Origin of the sequence: Halomonas sp. M4R1S46 (genome assembly GCF_025725685.1) — a bacterium.
In the GTDB taxonomy this organism is placed as follows: Bacteria; Pseudomonadota; Gammaproteobacteria; order Pseudomonadales; family Halomonadaceae; genus Halomonas.
The window spans coordinates 2,213,723-2,229,014 of the sequence record NZ_CP107008.1 but is presented as its reverse complement, the minus strand read 5'-3'; the positions used below and the strand labels follow the sequence as shown (position 1 = coordinate 2,229,014).

Here is a 15,292-nt window from a genome sequence, read left to right as displayed (position 1 = left end):
TGCTATCCACAGGTGTTGCTCGCGGTGCATCAGTTGTAGTTCACGGTCACGCTGAAGGTGCCGGCGTAATCACCCGGTGCCTGGGCGCTGCCGACGTTGAGTGTTCCCCCGACCGTCAGGGTCTGGGACCCGCCCGCACTCAGCTGGCCGCCGGCCCCGGAAGGGGCACTGGTAAAGTCGTTGATGACCATATCGCTGCCCGGGCCCGTCAGTTTCACGAAATCGTCGCCGGGCAACTGGATCGTATAGGTCGCCTCGGCATCGCCCGTCACCGTAAACTCGGCGGCAAGGCCCGCGCTCGAGGGGATCAACAGCACATCACCGCCGGCGCTGCGCACGCCGCTGGTACTGACCGCGACCGAACCGCCACTGCCGGCCACGAAGCTGCCGAACGACAATCCCTGGGTGTTCTGGATCGCGATGTCCACCGCCCAGCCGTTGGAAGCCACCAGGGTGGCCAAGGCGACACCAGCCATGATCGTTGGCCAGCCACGTTTCATCGCAATGCTCCCGGTTTCTGGTGTCGATGGCCTACTAGTTGTAGAGCACAGTGACGCTGACATCGGCCGTGCCGGATGGGCCTCCCTCGACAGCCTTGACCCCAAGACCGCTGACCGGGTCGCCCTCGAGCATCCCATCATCGGCGTTGGCCATGATGCAGTCGGCCAGGCTTCCGGTGCGCTGAACACAGCCCTCAGGCACGACGGCCACGGAGACGGATGTCTCAGAGGGAAGAGGACCACCATCCTCCCCATCCACCCCGGACGAGACTGCTCCCGGAAGGCGTATGATCAGATCCCCCGTCGTGCCGCTGACGAAGGCGCTAGTGGAGGCGACCTGGAGGGTACGGCCGATGGTGACGGGCGCAATGACGGAAGCACTGACACGACCGGTCGCGCTGCGTGCATCGAGGTTGGCGGAAATGACGCAGGCGCTAACCAATGTCAGTGCCAAACCAGCGGTGGAGCCTCTGAAAGCGCTTTGCATAGCCCCACCCTGGTCTCCGCCGGTCTGGCACCCGGCTCGACATGCCGGTTAACGGTTAGTTGTACTCTACCGTTACCGTCACATTGCCGGTATAGGTCCCGGCTGCCTGAGCTGTAGCCACCGTCAGCTCGCCACCCAGATAGATGGATTGCGCACCCGATGTGAGTGTGCCGCTTGTCACGTCTCCGACCGTGGTGGAGGCGCTGGGGGTAAGCTCACTGATGCGGCCCAGTGTCATGGTGTTCGTTGCTCCGTCGGTCAGCTCGGTATCGCCGGACCAGGCAATGCTGTAGGTGGCATCAGCAGCACCCGTCACATCGAACTGGGCGGCGGCGGCGCTAGCGCCTGTGGAGGATAGAATCGGTCCCGATGCGGTTCGGTCACCGTTAGTGGCAACCGTCACGGTGCCGCCGGCGGAGCCGGGGGCGAATTGGCCAAAGTTGAGATCAACCACCTTGGTGATTGCGATCGGCTCGATCACCGTGCCCGTCGCCGTGGCTGTAGCATCGGCCGCAAAGCTGTTGGATGCCCCGAAAGCCCCAAGCGCGACGACGGAAGCCAGCGTGGTACGGCGAAAATTCTTACGAATGAAAGCAGATGAACTCATTTATCAATCCCCTGTAAGCCATTGCCACGGTTGTTTACCGTCGACGATGGCTTGAGTTAACACCAGGCAGGGGGAGCCGTTAACACTGCGATGGGGGCGGGCAGGAAGAACAGCGTGCCCGGAGCCAAAGGAGGTGTTGGCGGTCCCGCTGTCTTGGGGCTGTTACGCCCGTTAGACCGGTGACTTTGCGTCCCCGCCTTTCGACGGGTTTGCCTTTTTCGTTATCCGACAAATCGGTGAAGGCACCGGGCTGTCGGGAGCCGTATCACCCTTGGGTGGGTTGGCCTAAGCTAAGCGTAACTGAAGGGTAACCCTTCCACAAGCGGATTCTCTGAAAGGTATCCAATTCATGACTTACGTCAATTGCTTAAATTGTTATCTGATTGTTTTTGTGGGATAAAGAGCTGTCGGAAGCCATGTCACCCTTGGGTGGGTTGGCCTAGGTGAAGTGTAACTGAAGGGTAATCCTTCCACGAGCGGATTCTCTGCAAGGCATCCAATTCATGACTTACGTCAATTGCTTCAACTGGTATCTGATTGTTTTTGTGGGAGAAGGATCCTTGGTCAGCTATTCTCCAGCAGCAAGGTCAGTGGTCATGCCATTCCTGTAAGGCATACCCTACCCGTGGGTTCCCCCTTTCTGATTTCAGTATCAGATGTATACGACTGAAAAGAAGGTCTCCGGACAACGGCAATAGGCCGATAACTGTCGGACCCCCAGATCGCGGATGCGCCGCTTCGCTCGGACATTGACCGCTGAATCGACAGCCGCCAGGTCTTCGGGCAAGGTAAGCGCCTTTCCCCATGCACGAGACCGGTTTGCCCCCATGCGTATCGACGACATGAGCCTCGACCAGCTGTTGACGCTCAACCAGATCATCTGCCGCCGAATCGAAGAACTCCAAGCCCGGCAGGAGCTTGGCGTGCTGAGCCGCATGAACTTGGGGCAGGTCGTCTCCTTCGAGACCCGCGAGGGGCAGATCTTCGGCCGCGTCATCAAGATCAACCGCAAGACGGTCGTCGTACAATCGGATGACAGCCGCCAGTGGAAGGTCTCGGTGGGGCTGATCCAGCCATTACGGGACGTATAGCGCAAGCGGTACCTGAGACGCCTCGGAATGACCGGTTACCACTCGGCTCCTCAATCATCAGTTTCGCTGAAGGAGTCAGCATTGGTGCACGATCCTCGCCGGTTGCAGAGGCAGTCTCACCAGCAGCTTACACGCCTTGTCCCATGGAATATGGCTTTTCTGGGAGCGACGGCTCAGCCACTTGATCTAGATCCATGACACCCGGAATCGAAATGTCTGGAGGGCCTTCATATTGCCACGGATGCCGTAGTAGGCAACGTGTCCCTGGACCTTACGGCTTAGCTGTCGGTGCTGGTCACGTAACGGTCGGTGACGGTTGGCTCGACACCACAGCGCAATGCGCTTGAGGCCGCGCCGGAACCGGTCTTTCGCCGTCTTGCGCTTGACGATCCAGCTTCCACGCCGGGACTTGCCCCAGTAATGGGTGAAGCCCGGGAAGTCGAAGGTCCCGGGGCGCTGCTCACGGTGTGGCTGGAACCGCACCAGCCGGGTCTTGGTCGGGTGCAGGGTGAGGCCGAAGCGCGCGAAGCGCTCTGGCAACACCTCCAGCACCTTGCGAGCATCGGCTTTGTTGCTGAATGCCAGCCCCTATACAAGAAATGAAACGAGTAGCGCGGAACTGGAAGTTTCCTAGAGCACGCTGCCCAACTCGAAGATCGGCAGGTACATGGAAACCACCAGGCCACCGACCAGTACCCCCAGTATCACGATGATCAAGGGCTCGAGCAGCGAGGTGAGGGTATCGACCATGTTGTCGACCTCCTCCTCGTAGTAGTCCGCCACCCGGTTGAGCATGGCATCCAGCGAGCCGGCCTCCTCGCCGATGCCGACCATCTGCACCGCCAATGGCGGGAACTGCTCGGTCATGCGCATGGCGAAGTGCAACTGCTGGCCCGTGGAGACATCCTCGCGCACCTGGTTGACGGCCTTCTCGTAGACCTTGTTGCCGCAGGCACCTGCGGCGGTGTTCAGGGCCTCGACCAGCGGCACCCCGGCACCGAAGGTGGTGGCCAGGGTTCGGGAATAGCGGGCCACCGCGGACTTGTCGAGGATCTTGCCGATCACCGGAATGCGCAGTGACAGGGCATGCATGCGGTAGGCAAAGGCCTCCGAGCGCTTGATGCCTGCCCGCAGCAGGAAGATGAAGACCACGACGGACCCCAGGGCCCAGAGCCAGTAGGCCTGGGCAAACTCGGAGAGTTCGATGGTCATTTGGGTCATGGCCGGCAACTCGGCGCCAAAGCCCTGGAAGAGGCTCTCGAACTGGGGGACCACCTTGATCAGCAGCAGGGCGGTGACACCGATGGCGACCACGATGACGGCGGCGGGATACCACAGGGCCTTCTTGATGCGGCCCTTGAGGGATTCGGTCTTTTCCTTGTAGGTAGCGATACGCTCGAGCATGCGATCCAGGGAGCCCGATTGTTCGCCGGCTTCGACCAGGTTGGAGAACAGGCGATCGAAATGCTCCGGGTGCCGCTTCAGGGCCTCCGAGAAGCTGGCGCCGGCCGCCACATCGTTCATCAGCTCCTGCACGAGCCCACTCATGGCCGGCTTCTTGAGGCTTTCGGCGACCACCTGGAAGGCCTGGAGCACCGGTACGCCGGCGCGGATCATGGTGGCCATCTGCCGGGCGAACAGCATGATGTCGCGAGGCTTGATCTTGCCCATCCCGCCGCCGATGCCGCTCTTGCGGCGGATGTTCTTGATCATGATGTTCTGGCCGGCGAGCTCCTTCTCCACCTCGACGCGCCTGCTGGCGATCACCTCGCCGCTCACGCGCCTGCCTTGAGGGCCCTTGCCGGTCCATCGCCAGCGGTAGAGCTTGATCTTCCGTGCCTTGCGTAACGTCGCGGTGGCCATGGTCGATGTCCCTGCATTGTTCTAATGGTGTTTGGTGTTTGGTGTTTGGTGTTTGGGGTTTGGGGTTTGGGGTTTGGGGTTTTGGGTTTGGGGTTTGGGGTTTGGCGTGAGGCGTGCCCATTCTCCTCACTCCTCACTCCTCACTCCTCACTCCTCACTCCTCACTCCTCACTCCTCACTCCTCACTCCTCACTCCTCACTCCTCACTCCTCACTCCTCACTCCTTACCCCGAACTCTTTGCGCCTGATTAATCCTTGGTGACGCGGTTGACCTCCGCCAGGCTGGTCAGCCCCTGCATCACCTTGAGCAGGCCGCTGCGGCGCAGGTCGGGGTGGCCTTCCTCCCGTGCCTGGACGGCGAAGTCCATCGAGTTGCCCTGCTTCATGATCAGCTGGCTCATGGCATTGGTGATCGGCACCACCTCATAGATGCCCACACGTCCCTTGAAGCCCTGGGTGCAGTGCTTGCAGCCCACCGGCTCGAAGATGGTGGCCTGGTCGACCTCCTCCTCGTTGAAGCCCTGGTTGAGCAGCGCCTCCCGGGGGATATCGGCCGGCTGCTTGCAGTGATGACACAGCCTTCGCGCCAGGCGCTGGGCGATGATCAGGCTCACCGAACTGGCGATATTGAAGGGCGCCACCCCCATGTTGGCCAGGCGCGTCAGCGTCTCGGCGGCGGAGTTGGTATGCACCGTGGAGAGCACTAGGTGGCCGGTCTGGGCAGCCTTGACGGCGATCTCGGCGGTCTCCAGGTCGCGGATCTCGCCGACCATCACCACGTCCGGGTCCTGGCGCAGGAAGGCGCGCAGGGCGCTGGCGAAGTCGAGGCCGATCTTGGGCAGCACGTTCACCTGGTTGACCCCGGGCACCTTGATCTCCACCGGGTCCTCGGCGGTGCAGATGTTGCGCTCCACCTCGTTGAGGAGATTGATGCCCGTATAGAGGGTGACGCTCTTGCCGCTGCCGGTGGGGCCGGTGACCAGAATCATGCCCTGCGGGTGATCCAGCACCTGCTCATAGACCTCGCGCTGCTCGGGGGTGAAGCCGAGCTGCTCGATGCCAAGCTGCGCCGAGGCCGGGTCGAGGATCCGCAGCACGATCTTCTCGCCGTAGACGGTGGGCAGCGAGTTGACGCGAAAGTCGATGGAGCGAGTGCTGGAGATCTTCAGCTTGATGGCGCCGTCCTGGGGCAGGCGCCGTTCCGAGATGTCGAGGCGCGACATCACCTTGAGGCGGGCGGCGATGCGCGTGCGCATGGCAAAGGGCGGGTGGGCCACATCGTGCAGTATGCCGTCGATGCGAAAGCGCACCCGATAGCTCGTCTCGTAGGGCTCGAAGTGGATGTCCGACGCCCCGCGGCGGATGGCATCCAGCAGGATCTTGTTGACGAACTTGACGATGGGCGCGTCGTCCCCGGCGGCGGCCACGGCCTGCTGTTCGTCGCTGACGTCGGTGACGTCCTCGCCGTAGCTGAGCTCGCCGATGGCATCGTCCACATTGGCCAGCTCGTCGAGCATGCTGCTCTCGTTGCGGGCGAGATAGCTCTCGAGCACCGGGCCGAGCTGATCCACCGGGGCGAGAATCCCCTCGGGGGTCAGCCCGGTGGCGAACTGCAGTTCATCCAGCTGCGCCAGGGTGGAGGGGTAGGGCACCGCCACGGTGAGGCGATGGCCGTGCCGATTGAGCGGCAGCACCCCCAGCCGGCGCAGAATCTTGTCGGGGTAGTCCGCCGCGGGGGGGAGGCTCTCGAGCCGGATGGCATCCAGGTCGAGGATCGGCAGGCCATATTCCCAGGCCGCCGTCAGCGTCGCCTGTCGGGCCGGCACCAGGCCGGACTGGATCACATGCTCCAGCAGCGAGATCTCGCCCTCCCGGGCCTCCTGCTCGGCGCGGGCGGCGGCGGCCTCGCTCAGGTAGCCATCGCGCATCAGGCGCCGGCTGAGCCCGCGCAGCCCGCTGCGGTTGGCGGCGCCGGAGAGGGGCGAACTGGCGGGCTCGGGGGTGTAGGGCTGCTCGGGGCCGGGAGGGCGGTAGTCATTCATAGGGTTCGATCGTCTCGCCGCGGGAGCTGATGGCTTTCCTGCTTGATTCTAGCCTGTAAGCATGGCGGGCGCCCAGCGTAGGCCTCGTGCGTTCAACCTTAGGCTTGACCTATCGGCGGCAATCGTCAGTATGGTATCCATCAGTCTTCAGGTTTCGCAGCGTGATACCTTGTCCTTGCAAAGTACCAAAATGTAAATTAATGTAACGTCAGGGCGGCCTTCTTGTCGCCTGCGGGGGCTTGGGAGAGGCCAGCCACTGGGTGGTCTCCTCCACTGGGTCCCGAGGCTTGGCAACGAGTTCGCCTGTACCACTATCTGATATCGGCTTGGGCAGGCGGGAAGAGCAAGGGGTGAAGACCATGAAAAGACAAGGCACGAAGCATTACGTCAAGGCAGGCCAGGGTGGCTTTACCCTGATAGAGCTGCTGATCGTGGTGGCGATTATCGGGGTGTTGGCAGCGATTGCCATACCGCAATATCAGAACTATTTGAATAGAGCCGCTGACGGGGCTTGTGAAGCGGAAACAGCGTCGCTTCGGGCACCTGTTGCAGCTGACATTGCCGATCGGAATGCTGCCATGGCACATATTGCTGCTGATGGGACAGTTACTCCGGCTAATTTCGATGAAACTGAGTATATTACTCTTGAGTCTTGCTCTGACGTGACTCTTGCTGCTGCTGCTGTTGCTGCTGATGGGTATGTCCTTACAGGAACTACCGCTCGGACTAGTAATACCAACGATGTGGCAATACCGAATCTTTAATTAACCAATCGGGGACAGACCCCAATTAAAGAAGGCGGTCGGCATTTTCCGGCCGTTTTCTTTTCCACCGTTTCAGCAGTCACGTTCTCTGGGAACAATTGCGCCTGACGTCCGGCGGTCTCAAGTTCCAAGCGCAACGCTATTGAAGGGTGCTAGGTCCACCGACGGATTTCTTGAGCACCTCGGCGTAAACTTCCAGCGGCGTTCGCCAGTCCAGTGTCTTGCGCGGCCGCGTGTTCAGTGAATCAGCGATCTCATCGAGCTCTTCCTGGCTGTAGACCGACAGATCCGTGCCCTTCGGCAGGTACTGCCGCAACAGCCCGTTGGTGTTCTCATTGGAGCCCCGCGGCCATGGGCTATGCGGATCAGCGAAGTAGATCGCCGTACCGGTCTTCTGAGTGATCTCGGCATGCCTCACCATCTCTCTGCCCTGGTCATAGGTCATTGAGAGACGCAGGGATCGCGGCACTTCATTGAGCTTGTCACTGAAGCCGACGGCCGCCGCCGTAGCCGTGGTGCCGTCCACTTTCGCCAGGATCACCAACCGTGTGGTCCGCTCCACCAGCGTACCGACGGCGGAGCGATTGTTGGCGCCAATGATGAGATCGCCCTCCCAGTGGCCAGGCATCAGGCGGTCTTCGATCTCAGGCGGCCGCATATGGATGCTGACCAGCTCGGGAATCTGCTGGCGTCGATCCTTACCACGACTGCGTGGCCGACGCTTGCCGTTGCCCTGCCGTAAGCAGGCGATGAGTTCCTTTTTGAGGCTGCCGCGGGGCATCACATAGAGCGCGTTGTAGATGGCCTCATGCGAGACCTGGCGACGTGAATCGTTGGGAGACATACGCTTCAGTGTGCGGGCTATCTGTTCCGGTGACCAGTACTTGCGCAGCAGGTAGACCACCACCTCGAAGAGCTCCCCGTCGGGATGCAGCTTGGGACACTGACGTGGCCGATGTCGCGTCAGACGGGCCCGGTAGCCCGCCAGACCGGCATCGTAGCCCTTGATGGGATCGACCGTGTGGCGCGCGATTTCTCGCGACACGGTGCTCGGTGCACGGCCCAGATGAGTGGCGATGGCCCGGATCGAATGAGTAGCTCGCATCATCATGATGGCGGCTCGGTCTTCAGCAGAGAGATGGCGAAAGAAGCAAGTCATGGCAACACCGTACCTGATGGGTCACGTGTCGCACTTGGTCATTGAGACCGCCTCCCCTGATGACCATACACTTTGTCTGAGGAGACGCTATACCTATCGCGATCGCGGCCGCCCTGGCCCTGGGGCAAGATGGCTTATCTCCACCCCTACGACGGCCGCCTCGTCCTGGCTCTGGGGTGATGGCGGTGATCCATGGGGCGGTGGCATGGCGGAATGGGCGGCAGTAGCCATGCGTGAACGCCTAGCGCCGGAAGCGGTCACATGAGCGCACTGTCTTTTTCAAGGAGTTACCTCATGGACGTGATCCGCATTCTGTTCGCGATTTTTCTGCCTCCGGTAGGCGTGTTCCTCCAGGTCGGCTTCGGCCTGCATTTCTGGCTGAATATCTTGCTGACGCTGATGGGCTACATTCCCGGCATCGTGCATGCGGTCTGGATCATCGCTCGGCGGTGAGGCCATAGCAGCCAGTCGGGGACAGGCCCCAGGTAAAGGAGACGGTCGACATTTGCCGGCCGTTTTCTTTTCCACCGTTCCAGTTCTCAATGGTCTCGGGGTCGGCGCCCAGGTTTGCCGGGGGGTGGTGCGGCGGCCGAGCAACTCGGCCGCCTGCTGCTGGAAACGCTCGCCGCCCAGGACCAGGCCGCTGTGGGTGATCTGGCGGGTCTGATCGACCATCTGAGAAGCAAGCTGATGTCGGGTGAGTTCCCGGTATTAGCTGCATCGCTGCTCGCGGGTTGGACCGAGCGCTTCGATGGTGGGATGGGATGTGATCAATCGGCCTGCCTCTCCCTGGGCGTTAGTGCGATAGCTGCACCAGCGGTAGTGGCCGGGGTGGGCGACCATCCCGGCGCGGACGGGGTTCAACTCGATAATCCTGTACCCGTCCCCGATTAATCCCCGGAGACCGGCCCAGTTAACCCCTGATTAATCCCAGCTGTCTTGATAGTTCTCCCAGTAGCGGCCCAGGTCGCGGTCGTTGGTGATGCCGTATAGCTGGTACTGACGGTTCAGGCGGGCGCCGCCGTCACGCGTGAGGGGCTGCCAGGCGATGGTGGAGCGGCCGCGGCTGGAGCGAACGAAGAAGGCGTCCAGGGGAATGGAGACATAGAAGGCCTTGTCGAAGCTGCCCTCGCCGTAGGCGTCGCCGGCATCGGTGAACGTCGTCCAGGCACCCACGCGCACGCCGTTGTCGAACTCCCGCGACACATCCAGGGTGGCGCCATAGTCGCCGGCCAGGTAGCGGCCCACGCTGAACTGGGCCAGCATGTCCTCGAAGCCGGTCTCCCAGTAGGCGGTGGCGTGGCCGGTCCAGGTCTCGTAGTCGCGCAGGCCGAACTGCTGGTCGAACTCGCGCTGCTGGACCCAGTTCATGTCCAGGCCGAGTGCCAGGTCGCTGTTGAAGGGGCGGTAGAGCAGCTCGCCCCCCGCGCCGGCATACATCGTTTCCAGCAGGCCGCCATACCCCATGGCATACAGGTCGTCGCCCAGCTGCGCGGTGCGGGTGTACTGCAGGTTGCTGATCCCGACGTCGGCCTCGGCCAGGTAATCGCCGATATGGGTGCGCACACGGGGCAGGTCCGACTCGGCGATGTACTCGTACTCGTCGAGGTTGTCGGCCAGGGTGGCGGTCAGGCTGCCGGAGAGCCAGCCGTTGGGGTCGGTGGTGTATTCCGCCGAGGCGAAGGCCGAGAGGCGATAGAGGTAGCCATCCGGGCCGCCGAAGTTCTGCTCGATGGCCGGCCCCGTACTCCAGGAAAAGCGCTTCGGATCATCCTGATAGAGAATCTCGCCGGCAGGCTCGTCCAGCAGCGCGCGAGAGTAGATCCCGTAGCGATGGGCGGTTTCGGCATCCTGAGAGGCGGTTGCCGCAACCAGGGTGGAGCGGTCGTGAACGTCCTCGCGCAGGCCCAGGCCGCGGTTCTGCCAGCGGTAGTGGAAGGTCTCGACGGCCTCGTCGGCATTGGCATGCAGGATGCGCCCGGCTCGGCCTTCGCTCTTCGCCAGGTTGCGGAAGGTCACGGGCTCGCCGGTGACGATGAGGTCCTCGCCGTCCTGGCGGATCTCGTCCACGCGGATGCCGGCGTTATCCTGCAGCTTGGCGGCCACGGCCGGCCAGTCCTGCTCCGCTGGCGCGTTAATGGGCGCCGGCGGCGGGTCGCGCTTGATCTGGCTCAGCCCGGCGAGATTGGTGGAGAAGGTGATGCCGGCCATGGCGGCATTGCCCCGCTGCCAGCCGGCATGCAACTCAAAATTGTCCGTCAACCGGTAACGCGCCCCCAGGTTGAAACGCGAGTCCTGGGGCTGGTCGTTGTCCTGCGGCTCGTTCGCATAGTCGTTGCCCTCGTATTCGAGCTGCAGGACCAGTGGCTCCCAGGGCGTCTGATACTCGATGCCGCCGAAAAAGGCGGTGTTGCCGCTGAACAATTGATCGATCTGGAAATCACCAGCCTGGTCGCCACCCTCGCCTTCTGGCCGGTTCCTGAAGCGATCGCTTATCAGCGACAGCGGGGAGTCCATGTCGCCGCGGTTGCCGAGGTAGCCCCATCCAAGGCCCAGGCTGAAATCGAGGTCATGCCAGCGCTTGCTCGCCACGATGTACTCGGAACCGAAAAACGTAGTACCGCCGAGATCGCGTATTCCCAGCGCCAGTTCAGGCAGGTAGCGGCTTTCCTGACTCAGTCGTATCTTTGCATCGATGCTCTTGTCGAGATAGTCGCGATCGCCGGCGATGCTGGGGCCATACAAGCGATTCTCGATCGAGGTGTAACGAAAACCTCCTTCCAGCCACTCGGTGGGTTGCATGAAGATCGAGTAGCGGCGGTAGGGAGACGTTCGACTGGCATTGATAGCGAAATCACCGACTGGGGCCATGCGCGCCGTCGGGGTCTGCATCAGGCCGACGCCGCCGAAGTCGCTCTGGCCGGTGCCCAGGTTGTTGGCCGAGGCCGGGGAGGCCATCCATAGCAGCATCGGGGCCATGCCCCATGGGAGAGTCCGTCCTTTCATTCCACATCCCTGATGGTGCAGTCGTCGCCGGGAAGGCGGGTGGCGAGCCAGGCGGCCAGTTCGCGATTGACGATGTCGCCTTCCGCCGTGCCGCCGAGGCCACGCTCGGGCAGCAGCGAGACCAGCCGAGAGCCGGGGGCGAGGGGGGCACCCTCGTGATTCCAGGCGGCGATGCCGAGGTCGCGGGTCTCGCCCAGCGGGGTGACCAGCGTGACCCGGTCGATCCCCTTGGTGGCGCTGCCCGGCAGGGCATCCAGCGCCTGTTCCACGCTCATCCCTGGTGTCCACCGGAGCCGGTCGACGCCCTCGAGCGTCCAGGTCTCGATCCAGGCGGGTGGTGTGCAGGTGCCCAGCGCGGCGATGTCGGCCATGGCCGGGTTGCGCCGCAAGTCGCTCGCCAGGTGTGGCAGGCCCAGTCGCTCCGGGGAACGGGCAGGCTCTGCCGGCAGGGACGACAGGCCCCGTTGCCAGTCGGTCAGGGCATCGGCCCTGTCGGTATCCCTTGCCAGCTCCAGGGTGTTCGAGAGCACCTCGAGCTCGGCGACAAGGCGCCTGCGCCGTTGCTCCAGCGGCAGGGCATCGTTCGCCCTCAGGGCAAAGCTATAGGCCCAGTCGAAGGGAGCCGCCTGGCTGGCCTGGCGCTCTTCCTGCCAGGCCAGCCAGGCCTCGAGAAGCGTGGGGGAGGTGGCGGCGGATTGCGCCTGTGCCAGGCCGGGAAGCACCGCCAGCCAGCCAAGGGCCACGAGAGTCAAGTTGCGCATGAAAAGGATGCCTTGCGAATTACCACCAGTGGCGAGCCACCTGCCACTGCATCGTTGGAGCGCCTGGCCACGGGGTCTCATCGACGGCCCATAGCCGGTGGGAGCTCGGGTCGCGCCACAGGGTCGAGGCCGTCGTCGAGCCGTCGGCCCACTCGAGGACGAGTGAGCAGCGTTCCAGCTCTCGCTCGGCGAGGGGCAGGGCCAGCATCTCGGTGGCATCGCACCTCAGCTGCCCCTCTCCGGTGCCCTGGACGACATGCCCATCGGCGTCGCGCCAGTGTCGTTTCATCTCGACGCGTGCAGGCGCTTCGCGTCGCCAGGGCGGTGGTCCCGCGTAGTGCGTGCCGAGCAGGTTGGCGTCGAGCCCGCTGGTGGCATGGAGCCCGCCGTCCCGCAGCTCCAGCACCACGCCCTCGCCGGAGGGCCAGTAGGTCATCTCGCCGGCCTGGCTGCCCATGACCATGAGGCCGCTGACAGCGCCCAGCTGGACGGACAGGGAGGCATAGGGGATCTCGGTCGCCTGACGCGCGGTGGCCTGGTCGTCGGGGAAGAGCTCCGCCAGCGACGCCGACAGTGGTGTGGTACCACCGCTGGCACAGCCCGCGAGCAGCGCGGCTGGCACGGCACACGACAAGACCGCCCGCAGGCGGCCTTGAAATCTGCCTTCATGAGGACGATTGGGCATGGTCAGAAGGTGCCGGTCGTCCCCGTGGTGCCAGTGGTGCCGGAGGTACCGCTGCTGCCGCCATCGTCATCGTCTGACGCGATTGAGCTGATGCCGACCCCGACGGCCACGGCCCCGGCAACGGCAATACCCGTCAAGGCGGCGGTGGAGAGGCCGGTGGCGGCCCCGATGCCGGCCAGCCCGCCACTGGAAGCGGCTCCGCCAGCCGCGGCGCCCCCCGTGGTGCCAGCTGCACCCGCGCCGCCTTCCGTTTGGGCGCTCGCCAGCGGTGAGCCCAGCATCCCGACGATACCGATCAATGCAAACGTTTTGCGTAACATCCTGTTTTCTCCCGTCGCGTTGTGTGTTGCGGCCAGAGCTGCTGCTAGCCAGTCCTAACGTCTCGACGATTCGTATGGTAGGCGGTGAACGCGCCGATGTCTCGCCGAGGATGAGTTTTTTCATGGAATGATCATGAAATATATCAGTCTTCTCACATCCGTGTAAGAGATCACTTACACATGAGGTCAGCTAAGCCTTTAGTACTAGAGCTGCAGCGAGATTGTCATGTAGACTCGCTACCTTGCTGCTTAGCAACACTCAGCACATACAAACACTTGCGCGTTGCCATATGGCGACAGGCCTCGGGGAAAGCCATGGTATCCCGGGGCGGTAGCGTGCCCGAACGTCCTGGCGTTTTACCCTACAGGCAGTCCCTTATGCGTCATTCCACGCCCCGTACCCTCTTGCTCGTCCTGTGCTCTGCGGCCTGGCTATCCGGCTGCGCCTTCGCTCCCGGCAGTCATGTGGATTACCGCAGCGAGAGCGCCCCCATCGACGATCTGGTCGATGTCGAACCCATCACGCTCGGGCTGATCAACGCCCAGCAACCGGCCGACACCGGCGTCGAGCGGCGTCAGGCGGGTGAAGAGCAGCGTGCCGCGGTCGAGGGCTACGATTACCGCATCGGCAAGGGCGATGTGCTGAGCATCATCGTCTATGAACATCCCGAGCTGACCATTCCCGCGGGGGGGGAGCGCAGCGCCGAGGAATCCGGCAATACCGTCCACCAGGATGGCAGCATCTATTATCCTTATGTGGGGCGTCTCGAGGTGGCTGGCATGACCATGACGGAGGTGCGCGATACGCTGACACGCCGTCTGAGGGCGGTCATCCCCGAGCCCCAGGTAGAGGTCAAGGTGGCGAGCTTCAATTCGCAGAAGGTGCTGGTGACCGGCGAAGTGCAGGAGCCCGGGCGCCTGCCCATCACCAACGTGCCGATGACCGTGCTGGATGCCATCAGCCAGGCGGGCGGCCCCCGTGAGCTGGCCAACTGGCACGAGGTGCAGCTGACCCGGGAAGGCCAGACGCGCACGCTCTCCCTCTATGACATGCTCAATGACGGCCAGCTGGCCCAGGACCTGCTGCTGCAGGATGGCGATGTGCTGCATGTGCCGGATGTGGGCAACCAGAAGGTCTTCGTGATGGGCGAGGTGGGCGAGCCGCAGTCGCTGCCGATGGGGCGCTCGCGCCTGACCCTGACCGACGCCCTGGCCCAGGCGGGTAGCTTCGACGAGGCCCAGGCCGATGCCAGCGGCATCTTCGTCATCCGCCGCAAGCCGCAGGAGAGCGACAAGCTGGCCACGGTCTACCAGCTGGATGCCCGCAACGCCACGGCCATGGTGCTGGGCACCGAGTTCCGGCTCCAGCCCACCGATATCGTCTACGTCACCACCACGCCGCTGGGTCGCTGGAACCGCGTGATCAACCAGCTCCTGCCCACCGTGACGTCCATCTACCAGGTCACTCGCACGGCGAGGGATGCCAACGACCTCCGGGATGATATCTGATGTTTCAGCGTATCCTGGTCGTGTGTATCGGCAATATCTGTCGTAGCCCGGTGGCGGCGGCCATGCTGGGCCGTGCCTTGCCGGACCGAGAGGTGACCTCGGCCGGCCTCGGTGCCCTGGTGGATCAGGGCGTCGATCCCACGGCTCGCGAGCAGGCCGAGGCCGACGGGCTGGTCGTCAGCGAGCACAAGGCCCGGCAACTGACCCCGGAAATGCTGCAAGCCGCCGACCTGGTGCTGGTGATGAGCGAGGGTCAGCGGCGTGCCGTGGCCGATCTCTCGCCGGCGGCACTGGGCAAGACCATGCTGCTGGGGCGCTGGCTCGATGACGGCCAGGGACGCGAGATCCCCGATCCCTACCGCAAGAGCCGCGAGGCCTTCGTGCATGTGCACCGCCTGCTGGGGGAGGCCACCACCAGCTGGGCCAGCAAGTTGTGAATCCCCGCGGAGGCACTCCGCTTCGGTTTCCGATAACCCTTTTCCATCTTCAACCGGTATT

At 63.2% G+C, this 15,292-nt stretch carries 16 protein-coding genes and 1 riboswitch; of the genes, 5 read left to right on the top strand and 11 right to left on the bottom strand.

Annotation, left to right across the window (positions count from 1 at the left end; genetic code table 11):
• Nucleotides 1-29: 29 nt before the first annotated feature.
• The 3 genes from OCT48_RS10540 to OCT48_RS10530 are packed head-to-tail and all read right to left on the bottom strand — an operon-like array spanning nt 30 to nt 1,594.
• On the bottom strand, nt 30-500 hold the full coding sequence (locus OCT48_RS10540; RefSeq protein ID WP_263589125.1) for a DUF4402 domain-containing protein: 471 nt from the start codon (nt 498-500) through the stop codon (nt 30-32).
• Nucleotides 501-534: 34 nt separating this feature from the next.
• Complete coding sequence (locus tag OCT48_RS10535) at nt 535-987, bottom strand: hypothetical protein (RefSeq protein ID WP_263589124.1); 453 nt, start codon at nt 985-987, stop codon at nt 535-537.
• Nucleotides 988-1,042: 55 nt separating this feature from the next.
• Nucleotides 1,043-1,594: a DUF4402 domain-containing protein gene (locus OCT48_RS10530; protein WP_263589123.1), complete on the bottom strand. Its 552-nt coding sequence runs from the start codon at nt 1,592-1,594 to the stop codon at nt 1,043-1,045.
• Between the two features lie 135 nt (nt 1,595-1,729).
• A riboswitch (cyclic di-GMP riboswitch) is annotated at nt 1,730-1,818 on the bottom strand.
• A 603-nt stretch (nt 1,819-2,421) separates the two neighbouring features.
• Between OCT48_RS10530 and OCT48_RS10525 the strand changes: the two genes are divergently transcribed.
• Entirely contained in the window at nt 2,422-2,685 is a 264-nt protein-coding gene (locus OCT48_RS10525; protein WP_263589122.1) for a transposase, read from the top strand.
• Between the two features lie 186 nt (nt 2,686-2,871).
• Here OCT48_RS10525 and OCT48_RS10520 read toward each other — a convergent pair whose 3' ends face one another.
• The 3 genes from OCT48_RS10520 to pilB all read right to left on the bottom strand — a co-directional run bounded on the left by OCT48_RS10520 (nt 2,872) and on the right by pilB (nt 6,590).
• Nucleotides 2,872-3,237 carry a hypothetical protein gene (locus OCT48_RS10520; protein ID WP_263589121.1) on the bottom strand — a complete coding sequence of 122 codons (366 nt, stop codon included), beginning with the start codon at nt 3,235-3,237 and terminating at the stop codon, nt 2,872-2,874.
• Nucleotides 3,238-3,315: 78 nt separating this feature from the next.
• Entirely contained in the window at nt 3,316-4,548 is a 1,233-nt protein-coding gene (locus tag OCT48_RS10515) for a type II secretion system F family protein (protein ID WP_263589120.1), read from the bottom strand.
• Nucleotides 4,549-4,796: 248 nt separating this feature from the next.
• Entirely contained in the window at nt 4,797-6,590 is a 1,794-nt protein-coding gene (gene pilB, locus OCT48_RS10510; RefSeq protein WP_263589119.1) for a type IV-A pilus assembly ATPase PilB, read from the bottom strand.
• A 359-nt stretch (nt 6,591-6,949) separates the two neighbouring features.
• Between pilB and OCT48_RS19515 the strand changes: the two genes are divergently transcribed.
• Complete coding sequence (locus OCT48_RS19515; RefSeq protein ID WP_318152491.1) at nt 6,950-7,354, top strand: prepilin-type N-terminal cleavage/methylation domain-containing protein; 405 nt, start codon at nt 6,950-6,952, stop codon at nt 7,352-7,354.
• A gap of 139 nt (nt 7,355-7,493) precedes the next feature.
• Here OCT48_RS19515 and OCT48_RS10500 read toward each other — a convergent pair whose 3' ends face one another.
• The gene (locus tag OCT48_RS10500; protein ID WP_412031003.1) at nt 7,494-8,513 is read right to left on the bottom strand and encodes an IS30 family transposase; all 1,020 of its coding nucleotides are present in this window, start codon (nt 8,511-8,513) and stop codon (nt 7,494-7,496) included.
• Between the two features lie 294 nt (nt 8,514-8,807).
• Between OCT48_RS10500 and OCT48_RS10495 the strand changes: the two genes are divergently transcribed.
• On the top strand, nt 8,808-8,966 hold the full coding sequence (locus tag OCT48_RS10495) for a YqaE/Pmp3 family membrane protein (protein WP_263589118.1): 159 nt from the start codon (nt 8,808-8,810) through the stop codon (nt 8,964-8,966).
• A gap of 471 nt (nt 8,967-9,437) precedes the next feature.
• On the opposite strand, the gene OCT48_RS10490 is transcribed toward OCT48_RS10495, so the two are convergent.
• From OCT48_RS10490 to OCT48_RS10475, 4 genes are all read right to left on the bottom strand, one after another.
• Nucleotides 9,438-11,492, bottom strand: coding sequence for a YjbH domain-containing protein (locus OCT48_RS10490; RefSeq protein WP_263589117.1), 2,055 nt, complete (start codon nt 11,490-11,492; stop codon nt 9,438-9,440).
• 23 nt (nt 11,493-11,515) lie between these two features.
• On the bottom strand, nt 11,516-12,280 hold the full coding sequence (locus OCT48_RS10485; protein WP_263589116.1) for a capsule biosynthesis GfcC family protein: 765 nt from the start codon (nt 12,278-12,280) through the stop codon (nt 11,516-11,518).
• Between the two features lie 19 nt (nt 12,281-12,299).
• Nucleotides 12,300-12,902 carry a YjbF family lipoprotein gene (locus OCT48_RS10480; RefSeq protein ID WP_263589115.1) on the bottom strand — a complete coding sequence of 201 codons (603 nt, stop codon included), beginning with the start codon at nt 12,900-12,902 and terminating at the stop codon, nt 12,300-12,302.
• A 65-nt stretch (nt 12,903-12,967) separates the two neighbouring features.
• Nucleotides 12,968-13,285 (bottom strand): hypothetical protein, encoded by a 318-nt coding sequence (locus OCT48_RS10475; protein ID WP_263589114.1) that lies wholly within the window; start codon nt 13,283-13,285, stop codon nt 12,968-12,970.
• A 378-nt stretch (nt 13,286-13,663) separates the two neighbouring features.
• On the opposite strand from OCT48_RS10475, the gene OCT48_RS10470 reads away from it, so the two are divergent.
• Nucleotides 13,664-14,794, top strand: a complete 1,131-nt coding sequence (locus OCT48_RS10470; RefSeq protein ID WP_263589113.1) for a polysaccharide export protein — start codon at nt 13,664-13,666, stop codon at nt 14,792-14,794.
• Nucleotides 14,794-15,231 (top strand): low molecular weight protein-tyrosine-phosphatase, encoded by a 438-nt coding sequence (locus tag OCT48_RS10465; RefSeq protein WP_263589112.1) that lies wholly within the window; start codon nt 14,794-14,796, stop codon nt 15,229-15,231. The genes OCT48_RS10470 and OCT48_RS10465 overlap by 1 nt, the downstream gene beginning before the upstream one ends.
• Nucleotides 15,232-15,292 lie beyond the last annotated feature (61 nt).